The sequence below is a fragment of the Variovorax sp. J22R115 genome, from assembly GCF_030317005.1.
Taxonomy (GTDB): Bacteria; Pseudomonadota; Gammaproteobacteria; order Burkholderiales; family Burkholderiaceae_C; genus Variovorax.
Genome location: NZ_JASZYM010000028.1, coordinates 18,577 through 36,967, shown reverse-complemented (window position 1 = coordinate 36,967; position 18,391 = coordinate 18,577). Strand labels below are relative to the sequence as shown.

Here is an 18,391-nt window from a genome sequence, read left to right as displayed (position 1 = left end):
AACCGGGAGGAAGGTGTATGTCGCGCCTACGCGTCCGCGTTCTGGAGGGATTGAGTCTTCCAGTCAACGGCAAGGTACCCGATGGTACTGGCAGGTGCGCTGCAGGGTGGAATTCGCTCGTCGCCCAACGGTGCGGGAGTGTCTTCAGGCATGAATCGGTCGAGTCTTCTTGGGCCCGTCCCGAATGCCGACTCCTTCTCGAGCGTCTGCCCGCACGAAGCCATCGCGACAGTTTGAACATGCGGATGCCGGCGCGAGCTGGCCGTCTGCAATGGGACGAGAGTCTTCCATGGGGCTGCCATCTTCATCGCAGCGCGTCGTAGCCGCCCTCAGGCAGGCGCGGGCACGGCTCGAGGCGGCCGAACGCGCAGCGTCCGAGCCGATCGCCGTCATTGGCATGGGCTGTCGCTTCCCTGGCGGCGCCAATGGCCCCGATGCCTTCTGGGAGCGCCTGCTCGCCGGGTTCGATGCGGTCGGCCCGATCCCGCATGAGCGCTACGACGTTGCCTCCTACTACGACCCGACGCCAGCGACACCGGGTGCGATCTATACCCGTGAAGGTGCGTTCGTCGAGGACATCGAGCGCTTCGACGCGGCGTTCTTCGGCATCTCGCCGCGTGAGGCGGTGCTTCTTGATCCGCAGCAGCGACTGCTGCTCGAGGTCTCCTGGGAGGCGCTCGAACACGCCGGGCAGGCACCTGACCGGTTGCGCGGCAGCCGCACCGGTGTGTTCGTCGGCATCGGGCGCAGCGACTACTCGCAACACCTGCTGCACGCAGCAACGCCGTCGCTGACGGCCTGGCACGCGACCGGCAACGGCCTGTGCTACGGCCCCGGCCGGCTCGCCCACGTGCTCGACCTGAAGGGTCCGAACCTGGCCGTCGACACTGCGTGCTCCTCGTCGCTGCTGGCAGTCCACCTGGCGTGCCAGAGCCTCAGGCTGCGCGAATGCGACCTCGCGCTGACTGCCGGCTGCCATGTGCACCTGTCGCCGCAAGTGGCAATCATGATGTCGATGAGCCGGGCGCTGGCGGCCGATGGCCGCTGCAAGGCATTCGACGTATCGGCCGACGGATTCGGCCAGGGCGAAGGCTGCGGAGTCGTCGTGCTGCGGCGTCTTTCGGATGCGCTCGACCGGGGGGACACGATCCTCGCGCTGCTCCGCGGCTCGGCGGTCAACCACGATGGCCACAGCAGCGGACTCACCGTGCCGAACCAGGCCGCGCAGGAACAGGTGATTCGCGCCGCACTGGCCAACGCCCGCGTGCAGGCCGGCGAGATTGGCTACGTCGAGGCCCACGGCACCGGGACGCCGCTCGGCGACCCGATCGAGGTCGAGGCGCTGGCAGCGGTGCTCTGCGGCACCCAACGGGGACGCGATGATGCGTTGCGGATCGGGTCCGTCAAGACCAACATCGGCCATCTCGAAGCGGCGGCCGGCATTGCAGGGCTGATCAAGGTCGTGCTTGCGCTGACACACCGGACCATCCCGCCGCACCTGCACCTGCGCCAGCCGAACCCGCGCATCGACTGGGATGCGCTGTCGATCGCCGTGCCGACGCATCCCACCGCGTGGCCGCGTGCCGGCACCGATGCCGCTTCCACGCTGCGCCTCGCGGGCGTCAGCTCGTTCGGCATGAGCGGCACCAACGCCCACGTGGTGGTGCAAGCCGCTCCGCCTGTCGAGCCTCGGCCGGCCGCGTGCGGGCGCCCGGTGCACCTGATTGCACTCTCGGCGCGTTCGGCGTCGGCGCTGCGCGCGCAGGCCACGCGCTTCGAGGCACACCTGCACGCGCACCTCGGGCTTGCGCTGGCCGACATCGGATACAGCGCGAACACGGGGCGCACGCATTTTCCGGTGCGCGTCGGGCTCGTCGCCTCGTCGCCCGATGAACTCGCTCGCGGACTCTCGGCGGTCGCCGCGGGCGACACCGAGCCGGGCGTGGCCCCGGACGAGGGCGCCGAGGCACCTGGCGTTGCATTCCTGTTCTCCGGCCAGGGTGCGCAGTACCTGCAGATGGGACGCGGGCTGTACCAGACCGAGCCGCTGTTTCGCCGCGTGCTCGACCGCTGCGACGACGTGCTCTCGCCGTTGCTGCGGACTTCGCTCGTGCGGCTGATGCACAGCGACGCAGACGACCGCCGGCTCGACCAGACAGGCTTCACGCAGCCGGCGCTGTTTGCGCTCGAGTACGCGCTCGCTGAACTGTGGCAGTCATGGGGCGTCGTGCCGCGCGCGGTGCTCGGCCACAGCGTTGGCGAGTACGTCGCCGCGTGCGTCGCCGGCGTCTTCGGGTTCGAGGATGGCCTGCGGCTCGTCGCCGAGCGCGCGCGGCTGATGCAGGCGTTGCCGGGCGGCGCGATGGCCGCGGTGCACGCGGGCGAGCAGCGCGTGCGCTACGCCCTCGCCAGCTGCGGGGAGCTTGTCGCCCATCAAGTCGCCATCGCCGCGGTCAATGGCGACGCGAGCGTGGTCGTCGCCGGGCCGCCGGAACCGTTGCGCGCGGTACTGGCGCGCCTCGCGGCCGAGGGCATCAGCGCGCGCGCGCTGAATGTCTCGCATGCGTTTCACTCGCCGACGCTCGATCCCGTGCTGGCACCGCTCGCCGATGCGGCCCGTCAGATCGTCCACCAGGCGCCGCGGGTCGACTTGATCACGAATGTCTCGGGCCGCTTGCAGGCGCGCGCGCTCGGCGCCCACGACTGGGCGACCTACTGGGCGATGCATGCTCGCCAGCCGGTGCGCTTCGCCGATGGACTGGACACTCTGCGGCGGTGCGGTGTGCGGATCTGCGTCGAGATCGGCCCCGGCGGCACCCTGCTCGGCCTGGCCGGGCGCCACTTCGCCGACGATCCGCCGGTGCTGCTGCCCAGCCTGCTGCCCGGGCGTGACGACGGACGCACGATGCTGTCGTCATTGGCGCGGCTGCACGAACTCGGTGTTCCGGTCGATTGGGATGGCGTCGACCGCGGCCGAGCACGCCGGCGCGTTGCGCTGCCGACCTATCCGTTCGAGCGTCAGCGTTACTGGAGCGACGCGGCCATGGCGTCGCCCTCCGAGTCACCGGCTCGCGTGCCGCTGCCCGCGTATCGGCTGACGTGGCTCCGGCAGTCCCCTGCGCCCGTTGCAACGTCGTCCGCTTTGCGGCACTGGCTGGTCATCGACGACGAGGGCGGGTTGGGCGAACGAACCGCCGCGGCGCTCGCACGCCAGGGCGCTCGCGTGCGTGTGGCGCGCGCCGATGCAGGTGTCGAACGGCTGCTCGCGCAGTCGCACGCCCAAGGCATCCTCTGGGCATGCGACAGCGCCGAGGCGCTGGGGCCATCCGCACCCGCCGAGGCGCTGCTCGCGGCGCAGGTGCACGACTGCGCCGCGCTGCTGCAACTGGTGCGGGCCATCGCGGCCTCGTCCGCGACCCGTTGCGCTGACACGCGCCTGTGGATCGTCACGCGCGGTGCGGTGGCCGTCGAGCCAGCCGCCATGGCGCCGGGGTGCTCGTCGGCCTGCGTGCGAGGCTTTGCCAGGACCATCGCGTTGGAACACCCGGAGTTCTGGGGCGGCACGATCGACGTGGCGACGCTTGCCAGCGACGCCGACCTCGCCGCAGTGGCGGCCGAGATCGCGCTGTCCGGCATCGAAGACGCGGTCGCGATCCGCGCCGGACAGCGTTTTGTCGCGCGCGTCGAGCCCCTGCCTGAAGCCGGCGTTCCCGGGGGAGTGCGCGCGCTGCGCGCCGACGCGACCTACCTGATCACCGGCGGGCTGGGTGCGCTCGGCCTGCGCGTTGCCGACTGGATGGTCGGGCGCGGCGCGGCTCACCTGGTCCTGGCCGGCCGGAATCTGCCGTCGCCGCCAGCGCGTGCGGCGGTCGCCGAGCTGCAGCGTCGTGGCGCAACGGTCGTCGTGACAGCCGCCGACACTGCCTCGGGCGCCGACCTGCAGCGAGTCTTCGACGACATCGGTTCACGACTGCCGCCACTCGGCGGCATCGTCCACGCGGCTGGCGTCTACGGCCACGAGCCTCTGGAGAGCCTCACGCCTGCCGCGATCGAGGCCGTGCTGAGGCCGAAGGTCGCCGGTGCATGGCTGTTGCATCAGCTGACCGCGACGCTCGACCTCGATCTGTTTGTGCTCTATTCGTCCGTTGCGGCGACCTGGGGTTCGAAAGGCCAGGCGCACTATGCCGCGGCCAACGCCTTCCTCGACGCGTTGGCCGCGCATCGCCGTGGTCTTGGCCTGCCGGCGCTGAGCATCGCGTGGGGGCCCTGGAACGACGCCGGCATGGCGACCGGCAGGGCGCGCGACTGGCTCGCTCGCGTCGGCGTGCGCGCCCTGGCGCCGGCCGACGCGCTCGCGGCGATGGAACGGCACCTTGGAACACTCGAGCCGCACATCGCGGTCGCCGACGTCGACTGGCCGCGATTCCGCGAGGTCTACGAGGCCGGGCGCGAACGTCCGCTGCTGGCGCGCCTCTGGCCGCAGGCGCCGGAGCCTTCGATGGCAGCGGCGGCTCCCGGCGCCCGTCTCGAGGCCGATTACGCAACGTTGACACCGGCCGCGCGCCGCGACTGGCTGCTCGGCCATCTGCAGCGGCGCGTCGCCGGCGTCCTCGGCCTCGGTGAGAGCGAGCGCCCCGACGTGCGCAAGGGCTTCTTCCGGATGGGCATGGATTCACTGATGGCCATCGAGCTGAGGAACCGTCTCGCCCGCGACTTCGGCATCACCCTGTCGTCGACGATCGTCTTCGACCGTCCCACCATTGCCGAGATGGCCGACTGGCTGGCCACCGAGGCGCTCGGCTGGGCTGATGCACCCGCTGCTGCGCCCGCGCCCACGCCGGTCGAGGCGCTGCCCCACGCCATCGAGGCCCGGATCGCCCGGCTCGAATCACTGGTGCGTGCGTCATGATCGATACGACGCTGATCCTGATCGACGGCCTGACCGGCTCCGGCAAGTCGACCACCGCGCAACGGCTTTGGCTGCACCTGGAACGCTGCGGCGTCGCAGCACGCTGGATCTACGAGCACGACACCTCGCACCCGATCTGGGAGGCGGGCGAACTGCAGTGCATCTTCGAGAGCGGGGCGGTCGCGCCCGGCTTCGCCACGCGCACGCTGCCGATGCGCTGGCGGCGGCTTGCCCTGCACTGCGCGGCCAGCGGCGTGAGGACGATCCTGGAAAGCGCGCTGCTGCAATCGACGGTCGGGCTGCTGCTGGCGATGAACGCCGACGAGCGCGAGATCACGTCGAGCATCCTTGCCTGCGACCACGCCGTCGCCGGTCAGCGGCCCGTGCTCGTCTGGTTTCGCCCGGGCGACGTGGCGCAGGCGCTGCGTGCGGTGTGCGACGACCGGTGCGATTCAGGCTACGAGGCGGCGCTGATCAAGCTGCTCGCCGCCACGCCTTACGGCCGCGACCACGGCCTCGCCGACTTCGCTGGCTTGGTGCGCTTCTACCAGCGCTGGAGCGACCTCGCCGAGTCACTGTGCGCTCGCCTCGGGATGCCGGTGCTCGCGCTGGATGCACCGGGGTGGCCTGCGCGCGAACGGCGGATCGCCGAGTTCCTCGGGCTGCCGCCGTTCGATGAGCCGCGCGTGCGCATCGAGGCGCCGTCTCGCTTCCTCGGGCCCTTTCGCGACATGGGCTCGGACGACCGGCTCGTGATCGCGGGCGGCGAAGACGGCCTGCACCTTGACGATGCGCGACACACTCGATTGATCGCGCACGCCGGCGCGACCTTTCACATCGCAGCGCTGTGCGCTGAACTGTCTTTCGAGGATGAGCGCGGTGGGCGCTTCCACCGCATCGGTCTGCGCGGCAACCTGCCGGGGCTCAGCCCGACCTGGTACCGGGTCGAAGGCGAAGAGGAGGTTCGGCCATGAGCACCGACCTTGCGACCTCGAGCCGACTCGCGGGCCTGCTCGACGAAGCGGCGGCCCGCATCGAGGGTCTGCAACGCGCGAAGTCCGAGCCGATCGCCGCGATCGGGATCGGCTGCCGCTTTCCCGGCGGCGCTGACGGTCCCGAGGCCTACTGGCGGCTGCTGCAGGGCGCTGTCGACGCCACCGGCGAGATCCCGGTCGGGCGCTGGGACGTCGATGCATACTTCGACACCGACCCTCACGCCGCGGGCACCATGTACGTGCGCCGCGGCGGATTCCTCGCCGAGGTCGACGGCTTCGATGCGCGCTTCTTCGAGATCGCGCCGCGCGAGGCAGCCAGCATGGACCCGCAGCAGCGGCTGTTGCTCGAAGTCGCCTGGGAGGCACTCGAACATGCGGGACTGGCCCCCGACCGGCTTTCGGGCAGCAGCAGCGGCGTCTTCGTCGGGCTGACGACCAACGACTATGGGGGTCTGTTGCTGCGCGAAGGCGCGGCGGCGCTGGACGCCTACTACAGCACCGGCAACTCGCTGAACGGCGCGGCCGGCCGCATCGCGCACGTCCTCGGGCTGCAGGGGCCCTGCATGGTGGTCGACACGGCGTGCTCGTCCTCCCTGGTGGCGGTGCACCTCGCGTGCCAGAGCCTGCGAGCCGGCGAATCGGACCTGGCACTCGCCGGCGGGGCCAACCTGATCCTGGCGCCCGACAACAGCGTCGCGATCTGCCGGGCCCGCATGCTCGCCGCCGATGGCCGTTGCAAGACCTTCGACGCGGCCGCGGACGGGTATGCGCGGGCCGAGGGCTGCGGCGTCATCGTGCTCAAGCGCTGGTCGGACGCCGTCGCCGCGGGCGACCGCGTGCTCGCGCTGATCCGGGGCTCGGCGGTCAACCACGACGGCGCCAGCGGCGGCTTCACCGTGCCCAGCGGCCGCGCGCAGGAGGCGCTGATCCGCCGCGCACTGTCCAACGCGCGCGTCGAGCCGGCGCAGATCGACTACCTCGAGGCGCACGGCACCGGGACGCCACTGGGCGACCCGATCGAGGTGCAGGCGGCCGCCGCTGCGCTCGCCGGCGGACGCGACCCGGCGTGTCCGTTGCTCATCGGTTCGGCCAAGACCAACCTCGGCCACGCCGAAGCGGCCGCCGGAATCGCTGGTCTGATCAAGGTCGTGCTCGCGCTGCAACACGGCGAGATCCCGGCGCACCTGCACTTCAGCGTGCCGAACCCGCACATCCCGTGGGCCGGGTTGCCGCTCGAGGTCGTCACGGAGCGCCGGCCCTGGCCGATGCGCGACGGTCCGCGGCACGCCGGCGTCAGCTCGTTCGGCGCGAGCGGTACCAATGCGCACGTCGTGGTGCAGCAGGCGGTTCCCGGGTTGCTGTCGCCCCCCGCGGAGGCGGACCGTCCGCTGCACCTGCTGGCGCTGTCGGCGCGTACCCGCGGCGCGCTGCGGACGGTGGCGCGACGCTACGCCGATCATCTGGAAGCGCATCCGCACGAGACCTGGCCCGACATCTGCTTCGCCGCCAACACCGGACGCGCGCAACTGCCGGTGCGTGCCGCGCTCGTTGCGGCGAACGCGCGCGACGCCCTGCCGCGGCTGCGCGCGCTGGCTGCGGCGGTCGCAGGGGCCGGCTGCGCCACGGCCGACGCTGGCGCGACCGCGGCGCCGCCCAGGCCGGCGTTCCTCTTTCCCGGGCAGGGCGCGCAGTACGAAGGCATGGGCCGCACGCTCTACGACACCGAGCCGATCTACCGCCATGCGATCGACCGCTGCGCGGAGATCGTCCGCGACCTGCTGCCGATCGCGCTGACCGATGCGATCCACGGCAACGGCGGCGGCCGGCTCGACGACACGATGTACACGCAACCGGCGCTGTTCGCGATCGGGTTCGCGCTCGCGGAGCTGTGGCGGTCCTGGGGCGTCGCGCCGAGCGCGGTCGCCGGGCACAGTGTCGGCGAGTATGTCGCCGCATGCGCGGCCGGCGTGTTCAGCGTCGAGGATGGGCTGCGGCTGGTCGCGCGCCGCGCGGTCCTGATGTCGCGTCTGCCCGCGGGCGGTGCGATGGCCGCCATCGGCACTGCAGCCGAAGTCGTTGCGCCGTGGGTCGCACGCCATGCCGGCGAAGCGTCGATCGCCGCGCTCAACACACCTCAGCAGACGGTGATCTCGGGCACCGTGCACGCAGTCGACGCCATCGTCACGGCGCTCACGGCATCGGGCGTGGTGGCCCGGCGCCTGCGCGTCTCGCATGCGTTCCACTCGCCGCTCGTGGAGCCGATGCTCGCCGAATTCGAGCACGCGGCGCGCCAGGTGCGCTATCGGCCGCCACAGCTGCCGCTCGTGAGCAACCTGACGGGACAGCCGGCGGGCCCGGAGGTCGCAACGCCCGAGTACTGGGTGCGCCACGTCCGCGCCCCGGTCCAGTTCGCGGCCGGTGCGGCCACCTTGGCCCGGCTGGGCTGCGATGCATACATCGAAGGCGGCCCCGGGCGCACGCTGCTTGACCTGGTGCGCCAGTGCACGCCCGGCACCGCCCGGCCCGCGCTCGGGATCGCCGGCCTCAGGCCGGGCGCGAACGACTGGGAAGTGATGCTCGACGGCCTGGGACGGCTCTACGAATGCGGCCAGCCGGTCGACTGGCAGGGCCTCGACCGCAACCGACGGCGCGCCCGTCCCGCGCTGCCGACCTATCCGTGGCAGCGCGAACGCCACTGGCGTCCTGCCACCGGCGCCGCACCCGCCGCGCAGGCCCAGCCGACGGCGCGCGACGGCGCCGATGCCGAGCTGTGCTACGAAGTGCAATGGCGCCCGCAGCCTGCGTCGAGCGCGCTCGACTGGGGCGCATCGCAGCAACTCGCCGCGTCGCTGCAGCCGCGGCTGGTCGCAGTGGCACAGGAGCACGCCGACGCGCCGTACCTCGGTGCGCTCGCCGAGCTCGAACGCGTGAGCGTCGGCTACGTCATCGATGCCTGGCGCGCGTTGGGCTGGACGTTTGCCCCCGGCGAGCGTTGCCGGCGCGACCACCTGGCCGCGACGTTCGGCGTCGTCCCGGGCCGGCGGCGCCTGCTCGACCGCAGCGCGCGAATGCTCGAGGAGGCCGGGGTGCTGCGTCGCATCGTCGATGGCGCCGGCGACCAATGGGAGAGCCTGCCGGTCGCAGCGCCGACCGCGCCTGCAGCGCGGCTCGAGCGCCTGCTCGCCGCATGCCCGGGCGCCGAGGCCGAGGCGACGCTGCTCGGGCGCTGCGGGCCGCGCCTCGCCGACGTGCTGGCCGGGCGCGAGGATCCCCTCGCGCTTCTGTTCCCCGATGGCGACACGACGGCGGCGAGCCGGCTCTACCGCCACGCGCCGGGCGTGCAGATCATGAACCGGATCGCGCGCGAGGCGATCGGGCAGGGGGTCGGGCGCCTGCCCGTCGGGCGCCGCCTGCGTGTGCTCGAAATCGGCGCCGGCACGGGAGGGACGACCGCGGCACTGCTCGACGCGCTGCCCGCCGAACGCACCGACTATCTCTGCACCGATGTCTCGCCGCGCTTCATGACCGCCGCGCGCGCCCAGTTCGCCGATCGCGCGTTCATGCGCTTCAAGGCCTTCGACATCGAGCGCGACCCTGCCGAGCAGGGCTTTGCCGACGAGCCCGCGTTCGACCTGATCGTGGCCGCGAACGTGCTTCACGCGACGCGCGATCTCTCGGTCGCGCTGCGCCACGCGAGGCGACTCGCCGCGCCCGGGGCGCTGCTGCTGTTGATCGAGGGCACCGCGCCGATCTGCACGATCGACCTGATCTTCGGGCTGACCGATGGCTGGTGGCGCTTCGCCGACGACGCCTTGCGCCCGGACTACCCGCTGATCGGCGCGCCCGAGTGGATCGCGCTGCTCGAGCGAAGCGGGTTTCGCGACGCCGCGTCGCTCGCGCTTCCCGACGCGCAATGGGGCGTCCTCGCGCGCCAGGCGTTGATCGTTGCCCGCGCGGCCGAGACCGCGCCTTCAGCCGCGGCGCTGCCACACTGGCTGGTCCTGACCGACCGCGACGGGATCGGCACCCGCCTTGCCGCGCGGCACGCGGCGCGCGGCGGATCGTCCACCATGGTGCGGCCCGGCGAAGCCTTCGACCAGGCCATCGCGACACTCGATCCGGCGCGCTCGCTCGCGGTCGTGCACCTGTGGGGCCTGGACGAACCGGCGCTCGACGCGGCGCACGAGGCCGAGCCCGGACAACTCGGCTGCAGCAGCGCGGTGGCGCTGGTTCGCGCGCTCGCGGGCGCGCCACGCCTGCCTGCGCGCACTTGGTTTGTCACTCGGGGGGCCGTCGGCGGCGTGCGCGCGCCGGCGTCGAGCGCCGGACTCGCACAGGCGGCGCTCTGGGGACTCGGCCGCGTCATCACCTCGGAGCATCCTGAACTGCACGCGGCGCGGGCCGACCTCGATCCCTGCGCGTCGCACGACGAGGCGGCCGACGTGCTGTGGGACGAGATCGACTCTGACACTCCCGGCGGCACTCCCGAAGACGAGGTCCGTTGGCGTGGCGGGCAACGCGAGGTCTCGCGGCTGGTGCGGTCGGTCGAGGTCGCGCCGCGACCGGTCGCGTTTCGCGCCGACGCAAGCTACCTGATCACGGGGGGCCTGGGCGGACTCGGCCTGCTGACGGCAAGGTGGATGGCGAAACACGGCGCGCGCACGCTGGTGCTCGCCGGGCGAAGCGTCGGCGGCGACGACGCGCAGCGCACCATCCGCGAACTCGGCGCCGCCGGTGTACGGGTCATCGCCCGGCAGGCCGACGTCAGCCGCGCCGACGAGGTCCGACAGCTGCTCGAACACATCGCCGCACAACTGCCGCCGCTGCGTGGCGTCATCCACGCCGCCGGGGTGCTCGACGACGGCACGCTGCGCCAGCTCGACGGGTCGCGCTTCGCCCGTGTGCTGCGGCCGAAGGCCGGGGGCGCCTGGCACCTGCACCGCCTGACCGCGGCGCTCGAGCTCGATTGCTTCGTGCTCTATTCGTCGTTCACGTCGGTGCTCGGAACCCCGGGGCAGGCGACCCATGCGGCGGCGTGCGCGTTCCTCGACGCGCTGGCGTTGCACCGTCGCGCGCTCGGATTGCCGGCGCTGAGCCTCGACTGGGGTGCCTGGTCCGGCGTCGGCGCCGCCGCCCGGCAGGACGTCGAAGAGCGCCTCAAAGCGCGCGGCGCGGATGCACTGACGCCGGCGCAGGGGTTCGCCGCGCTCGAACGGATCTGGCATGCCGCGAGCGGGCAGATCGCGGTCGCCGCAGTGCATTGGGAGCGCCTCGTCGCGCCGTGGCTGCGCCGGCCCCTGCTGGCCGAACTGGCGCCCGCGGCGCCGTGCCGGGTCGACGCGGAGGCCGACACCGATCTGCCCGCTCAACTGCGGGCCGCCTCGCCGCGCCGGCGGCGCGCGCTGCTGGCCGACCACGTGCGCGCCGAGACGGCGCGGGTACTCGGCCTCGCCGGTGGCGAAGCGATCGAGCCGGGCCAGGGCTTCTTCGAACTCGGGATGGACTCCCTGACCTCGGTCGAACTGCGCAACCGCCTCGCTGCGAGCCTGCGCTGCGCGCTGCCGGCGACGATCGCCTTCGATCATCCGAACGTCGAGGCGCTCGCGGACTTCGTGCAGGGCTGCATCGGATCGGCCCCCGGCACGGCCGCGGCTGCGGCGCACGAGGACAGCAGCTTGGCCGAGCTTTCTGCGGTCGACATCGACCGCCTGATCGACGAACTCGCGGACCCTGCCCGATGACCACGCCCCCTCTCGCCCCTTCCGACGACCGGCAACGCGCGCAGCTTGCGCGCGCGCTGGCGGCGTTGAAGGATGTGCGCACGCAGCTTGACGCGCTGAAGCGCCAGGCCCAGGCCGAGCCGATCGCGATCGTCGGCATCGGCTGCCGCTATCCGGGCGGCGTCGAAGATGCCGACAGCTTCTGGCAGTTGCTGGCGGACGGGCGCGACGCGATCGGCGAGGTGCCGCCCGAGCGCTGGAATGCCAGCGCCTTGCATGACCCCGACCCGGCCGCGGTCGGCAAGATCTCGAGCCGCTCAGGCGGCTTCCTCAGCCGCATCGACGAGTTCGATCCGCAGTTCTTCGGCATCTCGCCGCGCGAGGCAATGTCCGTCGACCCGCAGCAACGGTTGCTGCTCGAAGTCGCCTGGGAGGCGCTCGAGCATGCCGGGATCGCCGCCGACCGGCTGCGCGGCAGCCCCACCGGCGTCTTCGTCGGCATCAGCGGCACCGATTACGCGCAGCTGCTGATGGCCGCCGGCCCCGAACTGATCGACTCCTACATGGGCTCGGGCAATGCGCACAGCGTCGCCGCCGGGCGCCTGTCGTACGTGTTCGGGTTCGAGGGTCCGAGCCTCGCGGTCGACACCGCCTGCTCGTCGTCGCTGGTGACCGTGCACCTGGCATGCCAGAGCCTGCGAATGCACGAGTGCGAGCTGGCGCTCGCGGGCGGTGTCAACGCGCTGCTGACCCCGACCGTCAGCATCACCCACTCGCGCGCGCGAATGCTCGCGGCGGACGGACGCTGCAAGGCGTTCGACGCGCGCGCCGACGGCTTCGTGCGTTCCGAAGGCTGCGGCGTCGTCGTGTTGAAGCGCCTGTCGGCGGCGCGCGCCGCCGGCGACGCGGTGCTCGCCGTGATCCGTGGCTCGGCAGTCAATCAGGACGGTCACAGCAGCGGGCTGACGGTGCCGAGCGGGCCGTCGCAGCAGGCGGTGATCCGGCGTGCGCTGGCGGTCGCCGGGGCGTCGCCTTCGGAGGTGTCGTATGTCGAAGCGCACGGCACCGGCACCGCGCTCGGCGATCCGATCGAGTTGCAGGCGCTCGCCGAGGTGTTTGCGGGAACGCGCCCGCAAGGACGCCCGCTTGCGGTCGGGTCGGTCAAGACCAACTTCGGCCATGCCGAGGCCGCGGCCGGCATCGCCGGGCTGATCAAGGTCGTGCTCGCGCTGGGCCACGAGACGATCCCTGCGCACCTGCATTTTCGCGACCCGAATCCGCGCATCGCCTGGGCGCGGATGCCGTTCGTGGTGCCGGGTGCCGCGATGCGATGGCCTCGGGACACCTCGGCACGGGTTGCCGGCGTCAGCTCGTTCGGGTTCGGTGGCACCAACGCGCATGTGGTGCTCGCCGACGCACCGCCGGCGCCGCCGCCAGCAGCACCTGCGGCCGCCGCGCAGCGGCCGCTGCAGTTGCTGGCGCTGTCGGCGCAGTCGGACGACGCGCTGAAGGCGCTCGCCGCGCGCATGGCCGACCACCTGGAGCGCCATCCGCAGCAGCCGATCGGCGATGTCTGCCACGCCGCGAACGTCGGACGCGCGCAGCTGCGCCAACGACTGTGCGCGCTCGCCGATGGCGGCGCCGGGATCGCAGCGCAGCTCAGGGCTCATGCCGCCGGGCGCGACGCTCCGGGACTGCTCCGCCACGACCGCTCCGCCTCGGCGCGGCCGCCGCGCATTGCCTTCCTGTTCACCGGCCAGGGATCGCAGTACCCGGGGATGGCGCGCCGGCTGTTCGAGACCGAGCCCGCATTCCGCCGCGACCTCGAGCGCTGCGACGCGTTGCTCGCGCCGCAGCTCGAGCGACGGCTCCTGGAGGTGCTGCATCCGGCGTCACCCGACGGCGCACTCGACCGCACCGAGTACACCCAGCCGGCGCTGTTTGCACTCGAGTACTGCCTCGGGCGCCTTTGGATGTCGTGGGGCGTCGTGCCGGACCTGCTGGTCGGACACAGCCTCGGCGAGTATGCCGCCGCCTGCCTCGCCGGCGTCTTCGAACTGGAGGACGGCCTGCGGCTCGTGGTCGCGCGGGCGCAGGCCATGCAGCGGCTGCCCGCCGGCGGCGCGATGGCATCTGTCCTCGCGGGCGAAGGCGAGGTGCGCGCCGCCATCGCGGCGTCCGTCCCCGATATCGAGATCGCCGCGATCAATGGCCCGCACCACGTCGTGGTCTCCGGTGCGCGCGGCGGCGTCGCGCGCCTGCGCGAGCACCTCGCCGCGCAGGGCGTCACGACGCAGCCGCTGAACGTCTCGCACGCGTTCCATTCGGCGCTGATCGAGCCGATGCTGACCGGCTTCGGGCAGGTCGCGTCAAGCGTCGCCTGGTCGTCGCCGAGGCTCGATCTGGTCTCCAATCTGACTGGCGAGTTGGCTGGCGCGGAGGTTGCGGCGCCCGGGTACTGGGTGCGCCATGCACGCGAGGCCGTGCGCTTCCTCGAGGGCATGCGCACGCTCGACCGGCACGGCGTCGACGTCTGCGTCGAGATCGGCCCGCATCCGGTGCTGCTTGGGCTCGGCCGCAGCTGCGTCCCGCACGCGGCAGCGCAGAAGGCCTGGCTGCCGAGCTTGCGACGCGGGCAGGACGACATGCAGACGCTGCTCGGCACGCTCGCCGCTCTCTGGGTTCGCGGCACACCCGTCGACTGGCGAAGTTTCGACGGCGACCGCTCGGACCGCCGCGTGCGCCTGCCGACCTATCCGTTCCAGCGCCTGCGGTACTGGTCGACGGCGGCCACGGCGCCCACCTGCCGAGCGAGGCCGCGCGATCCCGCGCTGCATCCACTGCTTGGCGCTCGCCACGAGCGTGCGTGCCAGCCCGAAGCGACCGTCTGGGAGGGCGAGTTCGCCGCCGGCGAGCCGCAGCTCCTCGACGAGCACCGGGTGTTCGGCGCGCCGCTCATGCCGGCATCGGGCTACGTCGAGCTCGCGCTGGCGGCCGCGGCGACGCTCGGCGTCGAAGCGAGCCGCATTGCGGACCTCGTGTTCCACCGTCCGCTCACGCTCGAGGCCGAGACCGCTCGCGTCGTGCAGACCTCGCTCCTCGCGCCATCGTCCGAGGGGCGGCCGCTCCAGGTCCACAGCCGCGCCGCCGAGGGCAGCGCCGCCGGGTCGTCCGGCTGGACGCTGCATGCCACCGGGCTGCTGTCCTCCGCCGGGCCCGACCCTCTCGGGACGCCGCCCGATACGCTGGACACCCTGCGCTCCCGCATCATCGGCGAGACGACCGCCAGCGCGCTCTATGCAGGCTATGCGCGCCACGGCGTCGAGTTCGGGCCGTCCATGCGTGCCGTCGAGCGGCTGTGGCGCGGCGAGCGCGAAGCGCTCGGCCGGCTGCGCGTGCCCGACACCGACGGCGCGCGCGACCCGCGCTATCGGCTTCACCCACTGTGGCTCGACGCCTGCGCACAGGTGCTCGGTGCCACGACGCCCGAGGGCGGGGCGACATGGCTGCAGACGCGCATGGACGAATTGCGCATCCACCGCCGACCCGCCACCACGGCGTGGGCGCACGCGCGGCTGCGCCCCGGCAGCGACGCGGTACGCGTCGCCGACCTGCGGCTGTATGACGATGCGGGCGAGGTGCTGATCGAAGTGACCGGCCTGCACGCCCGACCGGCCGGCGCGACGTTGCTGCGCCCCGGCGGGGCGTACTACGAGCTGAGCTGGGTGCCGCCTCCCGGCGACGAAACCCTGCTGCCGTCGCCGGCGCTGATCGCCACCGAACTGCGTCCGCGGCTCGACCGGTCGACGGCCGAACCAGGGATCGTCGCGTACGCCGACGCGCTCGCGGCGCTCGACGCACGCGCGCCGGCGCGGGCTGCGGCGGCATTGCGGCTGCTCGGCTGGCGCGACCGCATCGGCGAGACACGCACCGGCGACGACCTGCAAAGCGCCCTTGGCATCGTGCCTCGACACCGGCGCCTGTTCGGGCGGCTGTTGGACATGCTTGCGCGCTACGGCGCGCTGCGCCGTGACGGCGAGGGCTGGATGCAGACGGCCGGGCTGCCCGTCGAGGATCCAGTCGGCGACACGACGGCGGCCGCGGTCGAAACGCAGCTCTTCGACCGCTGCACGGCGCGCCTGGGCGACGTGCTGGCCGGGCGCTGCGATCCGCTGCCTTTGCTGTTCGGCGACGGCGGGCGCAAGGCGGCGGCGGTCTATGGCGACTCGCCCGGCGTGGCGGCCATGCACGACCTGCTGCGCAGCGCCGTCGCCGCGATGGCCCGTTCGCGTCCGGCCGGCCCGGGGCTGCGGGTGATCGAGATCGGCGCGGGCACCGGTGGCGCGACCGCGCACGTCCTGCCGGCATTGCCGCCGCGCTCCGAATACGTCTACACCGACGTTTCGGCCGGCTACTTCGCCGCGGCGCGCGAGCGCTTCGCGCCGTATCGGTTCCTGCGCTACGAGACGCTCGACATCGAACGGCCACCCCGCGCGCAGGGCTTCGCCGAGGGAGCGTTCGACGTCGCGATCGTGTTCAACGTGCTGCACGCGACCCGCTCGCTCGCCGAGAGCGTCGCCCATGCCCGCTCGCTCCTCGCGCCGGGCGGCGTGCTGCTGCTGCTCGAGAACACCGAGCCGGCCGACTGGGTCGACCTGATCTGGGGCTTGACGCCAGGCTGGTGGCGCTTCGAGGACAGCGCGCTGCGCCCGTCGTATCCGCTGCTCGACGCCGGGCGCTGGCGCGACTTGCTCGCCGCCGAGGGCTTTGCAGAGGTCGAGAGCATTGCGGCCGATCCGACGCGCCATCCGGTGATGGCGCGCCAGGCACTGATCGTTGCGCGCAACGGCCAAGCCGAAGCCACGCCGCGAAGCCGCAGCTGGCTGCTGTTCGTCGACGCAGGCGGGATCGGGCACGCGCTCGCGCGCTCGCTCCAGGCGCGCGGCGACCGGGTGGTGCGGGCGTCGCGCGGCTCGGCCTTTGCGCAGACGGGCGCAGACGAATTCGAGATCGACCCGACGAGACCGGGCGATGTCGCTCGGCTGCTGGGTCACCTCGCGGACGGGCCGGCAGCGCTGGGTGTCGTGCACCTGTGGGCCCTCGACGCCCGTGACTGCGGCGAGTGCGCGACCGATGCGATGGTCGCCGATTCGATCGCGCTGTCGGCGAGCGCGCTGCACCTGGTCCAGGCCCTGGTGCCGGCCTGGTCGGCATCGACGGTGTGGCTCGTGACGAGGGGCGCCTGCGTCGCCGGCGGGACAGGCGAACCGCCGCCGGCCTTGGCGGCCGCAGCGCTGTGCGGCATCGGCCTCACGATCGCGCGCGAGCACCCGCAACTCTGGGGTGCGATGCTCGACCTCGACCGGCCGCGCGGCCCCGGCGCCGATGCGGCCGCGATCCTCCAGCTGCTCGACGCACCGGGCAGCGAGGACCGCATCGCGTTGCGCGGCGGGCGCCGCCTCGTCCCGCGCATCGTGCCGAGCGAGCGTGCCGTCGCGTCGGCCGAGCTGGCTGTCACGGTGCACGGCCAGGCGACCTACCTGATCAGCGGCGGCTGCGGTGCGCTCGGCCTGGAGATTGCGCATTGGCTGGTCGGGCAGGGTGCGCGCCATCTGACGCTGCTCGGGCGCAGCGGCGCGGCCGGCGCCGACGCGCAGCAGGCGATTGCCGCGCTCGAGCGCCTCGGCGCGAGCGTGCACGTGGTGCGCGCCGACGTCGCCGACGAGACGGCCGTGCGACAGGCACTTGACGCCATCCGCGCGAGCGGGTTCGCACTGCGCGGCATCGTGCACGCTGCCGGCCTGCCGGGCCGCTGCACTCTCGCCGGGCTCGATCTGCCGACCCTCGCCAGGCTCCATGCGGCGAAGGTCGCCGGCACCTGGGCGCTGCACCGCGCGACGCGCGGCGACGCGCTCGACTTCTTCGTCGCCTGCTCGTCGATGGTCTCCCTGTGGGGCGCGCGCGAGCAGGGCCACTACGTCGCGGCGAACCATTTCGTCGACCTCTTCGTCCACCATCGCCGCATGCTCGGGCTGCCCGCACTCGGTATCAACTGGGGGCCGCTCGGCGGCGGCGGGATGCTGCCCGAGGCCGACGTCGCCGAGCTCGAACGCATCGGCGTCTCGACCACGTCGCTGTCCGACGCTGCGCGCGACCTCGGCCAACTCCTCGCGGCGAACGTCACGCAGGCCGCGGTGGTGCGCATCGACTGGCCGCGACTGCGCGATGTGTACCAGTCGCGCGGCCGCTGCCGGCTGTTCGACGTTGTCGCCGACGGTGCGCGTGCCGCCGTCGCCGCAGCGGGGGCAGCCCCGGCCGCGGTGCCCGATCGGCTTCCCGATCAGCTCCCCGAGCGGCTGCGCGGCGTGCCGCACGGCGAACGGCGCGCGATCGTCGTCGAACACGTGCAAGCGACGCTCGCACGCGTCCTCGGGCTCGACGCCGCACGCCTGCCCGATCGAGCGCAGAGCTTCTTCGACCTCGGCATGGACTCTCTGATCGCGCTCGAACTGCGCACGCAGCTGCAGGCCAGCGTCGGCGCGAACCTGCCGTCGACCTTGGCATTCGACTACGGCACCGTCGACGCGCTCGCCGACTTCCTGCTGAGCCGGGTGCTCGCGCAGACCGAAGTGGCGGCATCGACGACCCCATCGACGACCCCATCGTCGCCTCAGACCGCGCCGGCGGCGCCGGAGCACGTCGACCTCGCGCGGCTCTCCGACGCCGAGGTCGAAGACCTCCTGCAGGCGAAGCTACTGACATCCTGA

At 72.7% G+C, this 18,391-nt stretch carries 4 protein-coding genes; all 4 read left to right on the top strand.

Going from position 1 to position 18,391, the window contains the following annotated elements; all coding sequences use genetic code 11:
• Window positions 1-289 precede the first annotated feature (289 nt).
• The 4 genes from QTI04_RS31805 to QTI04_RS31790 are packed head-to-tail and all read left to right on the top strand — an operon-like array spanning window position 290 to window position 18,391.
• Window positions 290-4,909: a type I polyketide synthase gene (locus QTI04_RS31805; RefSeq protein ID WP_286619216.1), complete on the top strand. Its 4,620-nt coding sequence runs from the start codon at window positions 290-292 to the stop codon at window positions 4,907-4,909.
• Window positions 4,906-5,883, top strand: a complete 978-nt coding sequence (locus QTI04_RS31800; protein ID WP_286619215.1) for a hypothetical protein — start codon at window positions 4,906-4,908, stop codon at window positions 5,881-5,883. The genes QTI04_RS31805 and QTI04_RS31800 overlap by 4 nt, the downstream gene beginning before the upstream one ends.
• Window positions 5,880-11,645: a type I polyketide synthase gene (locus QTI04_RS31795; protein WP_286619213.1), complete on the top strand. Its 5,766-nt coding sequence runs from the start codon at window positions 5,880-5,882 to the stop codon at window positions 11,643-11,645. Before QTI04_RS31800 ends, QTI04_RS31795 begins: the two co-directional genes overlap by 4 nt.
• Window positions 11,642-18,391, top strand: coding sequence for a type I polyketide synthase (locus QTI04_RS31790; protein ID WP_286619212.1), 6,750 nt, complete (start codon window positions 11,642-11,644; stop codon window positions 18,389-18,391). Before QTI04_RS31795 ends, QTI04_RS31790 begins: the two co-directional genes overlap by 4 nt.

Bases quoted from the DNA above. Each gene is read 5' to 3' on its own strand.
- QTI04_RS31805 (WP_286619216.1), top strand. From the start codon at position 290: ATGGGGCTGCCATCTTCATCGCAGCGCGTCGTAGCCGCCCTCAGGCAG.
- QTI04_RS31800 (WP_286619215.1), top strand. From the start codon at position 4,906: ATGATCGATACGACGCTGATCCTGATCGACGGCCTGACCGGCTCCGGC.
- QTI04_RS31790 (WP_286619212.1), top strand. From the start codon at position 11,642: ATGACCACGCCCCCTCTCGCCCCTTCCGACGACCGGCAACGCGCGCAG.
- QTI04_RS31795 (WP_286619213.1), top strand. From the start codon at position 5,880: ATGAGCACCGACCTTGCGACCTCGAGCCGACTCGCGGGCCTGCTCGAC.